Here is a 5,464-nt window from a genome sequence, read left to right as displayed (position 1 = left end):
TCAGGAAGGTAATACATGGAAAGCCAGTCCTCATAGTTATGCATAGCCATACCGTGAGAACAGAGTTCGTAAATACCAAGTCTGAGAAACTCAACACCATCATCACCGAAAACAGCTTTTAATGAACTTATTATTGCCTGTTTCTTTGCCATCTCCCATAAGGTATAGGTTAAGCCAAAGGAAATACAGTCACATCTCCAGGATAAATCAATTTCTGCTTCTTTCTTGATTTCCTGAGCATCTTCATCAGACCTGACCACCAGCTGGTTATTCTCATAAAAGACAGATTCACAGATATATTCAGGATGTTCCTCAAGGAAGGCTTTACTTAGAGAAACTTCACCGGTATCAGCATTAAGTCTGCCGACATGGACTCTTTTGGCAACTCGAGACTGTTTCTTAACAGTGTCCCATTTATTGTAATAAGAGATGATGTAGGTTCTACCCATTTTGTCGGTATAGCTGGAGTAATTCCATTTGATATCAGGAGTGTCTGTCATATAAATAGTCTATTAAAATATATTATGGACTATGATATAACAAAAATAGAAATAGATAAAGAAAAAATCTTAAAAAACAGTGGAATAAAAAGAATATTTAGGAGATTTGTGAGAATAATCACCCTAGTTTAAAACTAGGGTGTACGGAGGTTAGGGTTGAAACTCCTATTGCTCATACGGTTTATAACCAGGAATAAGAAGACCTCGATCTGCAGAAATGCACTTCGAGGCTTTTTTTTGATTGTTTCAAAATTTGTATACTGTAATTACAAATGTTATACTGTAATTATGAGTTATTTTTATATCCATTCTGGAAGGTTGATTCTATGAGCAAAGATTCCAAGCAGCTTGAAGACGAAATCAATAAGCTAAAAGCAGAAGTTCAGCAGTTAAAACAGTCTCAAGAGCATAGAAAGAAGTCTCCAAAAAAGCCAACCAAAGAAGAAAACCTTGTAGCTCTTAAGGAAAACAGAATTGAGCCGGATGTGATTGCTGCATTCCTGGCCCTGTTCAACATTACCGCACATGATTTCTGGCTTGAGAACGGCAATAACAACAATAATTACATTCTCCGTATCCTGAACGGAACACTGACATTATCCGACTCTTATAAAGAAGTAATTACTGAAAGCTTCAGAAACCTTGTAAACGAGGTAAGCAAGCCATCTAACTTTGCTAAAAATACCTACAACACTATTGATGACAAGGAAGCAAAAGCAGATATTAAGACTGCCTTCAAGGTCATACGCTTACTGATGGAAGCCCAGAAGGAATACGCTACACCAAAGGAGCGTGAAGCTATCGATACATATTTAAGCTTTCTACAGAAGAATATTTAGGTAAAAAAAATGATACCGCATCAGTAGTTTCTAATCAGATGCGGTAATACACAGCTTAACTTCTAGCCGTGTTTAGCATAGGAGTGACAGATAACTTTAATCCAAGTTTATTGAAGATCTTCAGTAAAGTTGAAAGGTTTGGAGAAGTTATTCCTGCCTCGATCCTTGCAATAGAGGACTGAGGAATAGCACACAACTCTGCAAGTTCTCTTTGAGAGAGCCCCATTTCATGGCGCTGTTTTATCATAGATCCCACTATAGTTGAAAGTTCTTCAACTTCTTCAAGATCTTTTGCTAATTCAGGCTTAGTCGTTTTGATACGGTTTTTATATTTTATCCAATCGTCCATACTAATTACTCCTGTCTTTCAATCCAATCTGCTCTTTCACGTTTAGCTTTATCTATCTCTTTCTTGGGGGTTTTTTGAGTTTTCTTTCTAAAAGAATGGAGTAAAACAAAAGTGTCATCTTGAAAATAAAAATACAAGACACGATTTTTGCCGGGTCTTAATTCCCAAATCCCATCGTCAATGTGTTTTGTTATCTTTTCCCCAATTCTTGTACCAAGTTCAGAAAGAAGCTGAATACACAAAGAGACTTGTTTAAGTTGAATTCTTGCATCCTTACTAACAGTGGCTTGTTCTGCTAGTTTGTCAAGAAAAGCCTCTACTTCCGAATCACCTTTGCAATCTCTGTAAAAAACGATTTTTGAACATTTAAATTCACCGATGATCTCATATAAATGATAGCATTTATGCAGTCATATTTCAAAAAGAACAATCAAATACATTAAATAATTCTTCTAAAACATCAGATACTGCGTTCCTAATTTTTTGAGTTAGGCCAACTAAATGGACATATAGGATTACCTCCTTTTTTAGATAAAAAATCTCTTTAAATACAGTGCGTTATATATATTTTGTGTTTATTATAACATATAACGTTACATTATATATTGTAATGTTACATTACACGTGCTAGAGTAAATTTAAAGATAATCTTTAACACAAGGATATGTATATGGAGCAGTCAAATTTAGTCTACGTAATGGTCAGAGCTGAAGATTACAGAACATACGAGAAATGGGAGCCTTTTGACTTCTTTCAGGCTTTTGGTAAGGCTTTGTGGCATAAGAAGGCAAAACAGTTCTCCTTTAAAGGAATCATTCATAACGACGATTCCGAATCAGACCTTGTCTGCGTTGTCTTTAAGGATTATCCATGGACTACAAACAGCTATGAAGTAAAAGTCGCAAAAGATTTCCTCAAGGGACTGTCCTATTGGGAGATAGCTGTCATGACTAATGAAACTACAGAATTTGACAGCGACAGCCTGACACTTTCCTCTGGTAATTCCCATCTATCTACCGCCTTTAAGCTCTTTAAAGAGGAACAGGGAGCTGCTGTCAATCAGGATTATCTGGAACGTTCTCTCGTGGTCTAATCAAGGAGATTTACAAATGGCTATTTTAAAGAAAGATAAAAAGACCTTATTAAAAGAAGTCAAAGAGATTCTCACCCACTACGGTTCTGACTATAACCTCCATATCTCTCTGCGCGGAAACTGTTACGGTTTCAGCGGCAAGCAGATTGAACTCCTATACCGATACGCCCGCAAGCTTGAAGTATTACGTGTTCTGGACTTCTATACCGGAGAATTTGAGTCTACTGATCCCGCCGAGGAGGAACGACTCATAAGTGAATGTACCGATTGGCTCTATCACTTTGAACAGAGCGACAACAACTGCTCAAAACCGGTTCGCAAAGGCTCTCCTTACTATTGGAAAGATCTCACCGGTATTCCTGTCTATAAAGCAGAGGAGGCTGCAAATGGTTAGTCTGGAACATCTTAAACAGCAACAGGAACTCGTAAAACAGCGTTTAATGCGTCTTGGAAACAATGTGGCCTTGGAAAGGTGCGATTTTAGCCCCTTAACAGAGGATATCTGCATTGCTCTTAACTATACAATCAACAACATTGAAATAAAGCTAAGACAGGCTAAACGAAACAGTTTTAGAGGTTTTATATGATTAAACGATTAGGCATGGCTCTATCCGCCATGGCCGTAGCTCTGACCATCACCGGCTGTGCTCATCCGAATGCAGACCGTGAAGGTCATCTGCTTGGAGATATTTATGCTCTAAAGTCAGTTGCTGCAGAAGGAACAAACATCAGTGAAGTCCGTAAGGTTCTGGGAACACCTTCATATGTATCAAAGACTGCTGATGGTGACGTATACGTATATAGCTATAAGGTTAACTATCCCTTTGAAGGCTATAACCCAGCTTTAACCTTTGTAAATGAGATGCGACATAACAAGGCTAACGTCCTCAACGATGACATTGAGGCCGTAGCCATGACCAACAAGAATATTGCTTTGATGACTGATAACAGTGGCAATATCAAAGAGGGCTACGTATTTGGATATAAGTACCTATATAGCAGAACAGCCAAAGGAACTGCAGCCAACGCCTACTGTGTTACCGATCTTTCTGAAGACGATCTTCAAAGCGACGTCAACTTCTCCCGCTATGTCATCGAAGCTGATACCGACAAGCAGCAAAAGACTTCTGCAGATTTCGATTTAATGCTGAACGACAAGCTTAATAAGCTCTTAGGCGCAAAGCTTACCCTAAACAAAAACGTAACTATCAATAAGGAGGACGGTGAAAAGATAGCAGCTCACCCCAAACTACTAATAAACACCTACTGTAACGAAATTACCTGTAACAAATAACTATTAAGGAATGTGAAAATATGTTGAAGAAAATTACTCTAACTCTTGGTTTAGCTTCTGTTATTGCTTTAACCGGCTGTGCAACTAACCACCATACCACCCGCAATGAGAAACTGTTAGATGTAACCAGGGTAGAGAAGTTCATTACTAAAGATCAGTCCACTTTAACTGATGTACGTGAGCTGATCGGAACTCCAGCTTATGCAGCAAAGACTGTTCAGGGTAATGATATTGTCGGCTATTCTTTTGTCGGTGAACGCTCCGGAGCATCTGCAGCCGGCCATGCCATTGCAGATATTCTGACTTTAGGTATTGCCGCAGATGACGAGCATAAAACCGTGCAGAAGAACATTTATTTCCTGCTGGACGACAACAAAGTTGTTAAAGACATTAAATACGGTGGATACATGGGTATCTATCACTTCGGTTCTCTTGGTGCTTCTCAATACATGAAGGCATTAAGAAAGATGACCGATGAGGAGTTAAGACAGACCGAGAACTATTCCGATGATTACATCATCAACTCATGGAAACAGTACATTGTTGAGAAGAAACCAGAGGATGTAGCTAAAGTCGCTGCCGACAAAAAAAAGACAATCGAGGAGCTTGATGAGGATGATGTAATCTATCCTTACAATTCAATCCCAGGAATTCTTTATCTAAGTGCAAAAGACTGCTTTGGTGATGTTACAAACTATGAGAATAATGCCTTTGGCGGAAAGCTTCCTAATGACGGAGTGAAATCAGCTCTGCTGCTTGGCGAATAGTCTCAATGGATAAATATTCATATGCAGAAACTGCTGCAGATTTGAGAAAGGATAGGGAACTAGTACTGTTCATGCTCCTTTCTTTTCTGGTAGCTTTTTCAGGCATACTATTCTCCGCATCGTTCATTTGTTATATGATGATAAATGCATAAAGTATCTTACTTAAATAAAGGATAAGCCCTAAAAAAGCTTATCCTTTATTTAACTCAGGTAAAAGACTTTGATTTTACAGATAATAACAAACAAGTATTAAGAATAAATTTTTCATAAAACTCTCTGCATGATATTGGTCAACAGGAAGATTTTGGTGGTAATTTAGAGTTTATCCACGAAATGGCTAACGCCTCAAGTGCAAAAGATTCAAGAAAAACTTTTACTTGTTTATATTTAATATAATTATCTCAACTATGCAGTGCACTTTTTATCATATTGATGAAATCTGAATTAGATCTTTGATGAACAAATTCAAGAATAATGATGACCATAAAAAAGATCGGTAAAGGTAAATCATCAGATCATCTAGCAGACATTGGTCAGTAAAATTTTTGAATAAAACTTTAGTAGTAACTGTTTGATTTCAGATCACTTTATACTAATTTATGGTCATCATAAAATTATATAT

At 37.6% G+C, this 5,464-nt stretch carries 9 protein-coding genes; 6 read left to right on the top strand and 3 right to left on the bottom strand.

The window, feature by feature from the left end; genetic code table 11:
- Window positions 1-500 (bottom strand): hypothetical protein (locus QZU45_RS10560; protein WP_295355108.1); only part of this gene is annotated, 500 nt, incomplete at its 3' end.
- A 326-nt stretch (window positions 501-826) separates the two neighbouring features.
- Between QZU45_RS10560 and QZU45_RS10555 the strand changes: the two genes are divergently transcribed.
- Complete coding sequence (locus tag QZU45_RS10555) at window positions 827-1,339, top strand: hypothetical protein (RefSeq protein ID WP_295355107.1); 513 nt, start codon at window positions 827-829, stop codon at window positions 1,337-1,339.
- Between the two features lie 55 nt (window positions 1,340-1,394).
- Here QZU45_RS10555 and QZU45_RS10550 read toward each other — a convergent pair whose 3' ends face one another.
- Both QZU45_RS10550 and QZU45_RS12520 read right to left on the bottom strand, forming a co-directional pair.
- Window positions 1,395-1,688 (bottom strand): helix-turn-helix transcriptional regulator, encoded by a 294-nt coding sequence (locus tag QZU45_RS10550; RefSeq protein ID WP_295355106.1) that lies wholly within the window; start codon window positions 1,686-1,688, stop codon window positions 1,395-1,397.
- 5 nt (window positions 1,689-1,693) lie between these two features.
- The gene (locus QZU45_RS12520; protein WP_366925492.1) at window positions 1,694-1,930 is read right to left on the bottom strand and encodes a type II toxin-antitoxin system RelE/ParE family toxin; all 237 of its coding nucleotides are present in this window, start codon (window positions 1,928-1,930) and stop codon (window positions 1,694-1,696) included.
- 428 nt (window positions 1,931-2,358) lie between these two features.
- Here QZU45_RS12520 and QZU45_RS10545 point away from each other — a divergent pair, with 428 nt between their 5' ends.
- The 5 genes from QZU45_RS10545 to QZU45_RS10525 are packed head-to-tail and all read left to right on the top strand — an operon-like array spanning window position 2,359 to window position 4,842.
- Complete coding sequence (locus tag QZU45_RS10545; protein ID WP_295355105.1) at window positions 2,359-2,781, top strand: hypothetical protein; 423 nt, start codon at window positions 2,359-2,361, stop codon at window positions 2,779-2,781.
- Between the two features lie 16 nt (window positions 2,782-2,797).
- Complete coding sequence (locus tag QZU45_RS10540) at window positions 2,798-3,175, top strand: hypothetical protein (protein WP_295355104.1); 378 nt, start codon at window positions 2,798-2,800, stop codon at window positions 3,173-3,175.
- On the top strand, window positions 3,168-3,368 hold the full coding sequence (locus tag QZU45_RS10535) for a hypothetical protein (protein WP_278517222.1): 201 nt from the start codon (window positions 3,168-3,170) through the stop codon (window positions 3,366-3,368). The genes QZU45_RS10540 and QZU45_RS10535 overlap by 8 nt, the downstream gene beginning before the upstream one ends.
- A complete protein-coding gene (locus QZU45_RS10530) occupies window positions 3,365-4,075 on the top strand; it encodes a hypothetical protein (RefSeq protein WP_295355102.1) in 711 nt (236 codons plus the stop codon). Before QZU45_RS10535 ends, QZU45_RS10530 begins: the two co-directional genes overlap by 4 nt.
- Before the next feature lie 20 nt (window positions 4,076-4,095).
- Window positions 4,096-4,842, top strand: a complete 747-nt coding sequence (locus tag QZU45_RS10525) for a hypothetical protein (RefSeq protein ID WP_295355100.1) — start codon at window positions 4,096-4,098, stop codon at window positions 4,840-4,842.
- Window positions 4,843-5,464 lie beyond the last annotated feature (622 nt).

This window comes from uncultured Succinivibrio sp., assembly GCF_902756765.1.
Classification (GTDB): domain Bacteria; phylum Pseudomonadota; class Gammaproteobacteria; order Enterobacterales; family Succinivibrionaceae; genus Succinivibrio.
The sequence above is the reverse complement of the archived record's forward strand: the minus strand, read 5'-3'. Positions and strand labels throughout refer to the sequence as shown.

Coding starts and splice junctions, on each gene's coding strand:
- QZU45_RS10555 (WP_295355107.1), top strand. CDS start 827: ATGAGCAAAGATTCCAAGCAGCTTGAAGACGAAATCAATAAGCTAAAA.
- QZU45_RS10550 (WP_295355106.1), bottom strand. CDS start 1,688: ATGGACGATTGGATAAAATATAAAAACCGTATCAAAACGACTAAGCCT.
- QZU45_RS10545 (WP_295355105.1), top strand. CDS start 2,359: ATGGAGCAGTCAAATTTAGTCTACGTAATGGTCAGAGCTGAAGATTAC.
- QZU45_RS10540 (WP_295355104.1), top strand. CDS start 2,798: ATGGCTATTTTAAAGAAAGATAAAAAGACCTTATTAAAAGAAGTCAAA.
- QZU45_RS10535 (WP_278517222.1), top strand. CDS start 3,168: ATGGTTAGTCTGGAACATCTTAAACAGCAACAGGAACTCGTAAAACAG.
- QZU45_RS10530 (WP_295355102.1), top strand. CDS start 3,365: ATGATTAAACGATTAGGCATGGCTCTATCCGCCATGGCCGTAGCTCTG.
- QZU45_RS10525 (WP_295355100.1), top strand. CDS start 4,096: ATGTTGAAGAAAATTACTCTAACTCTTGGTTTAGCTTCTGTTATTGCT.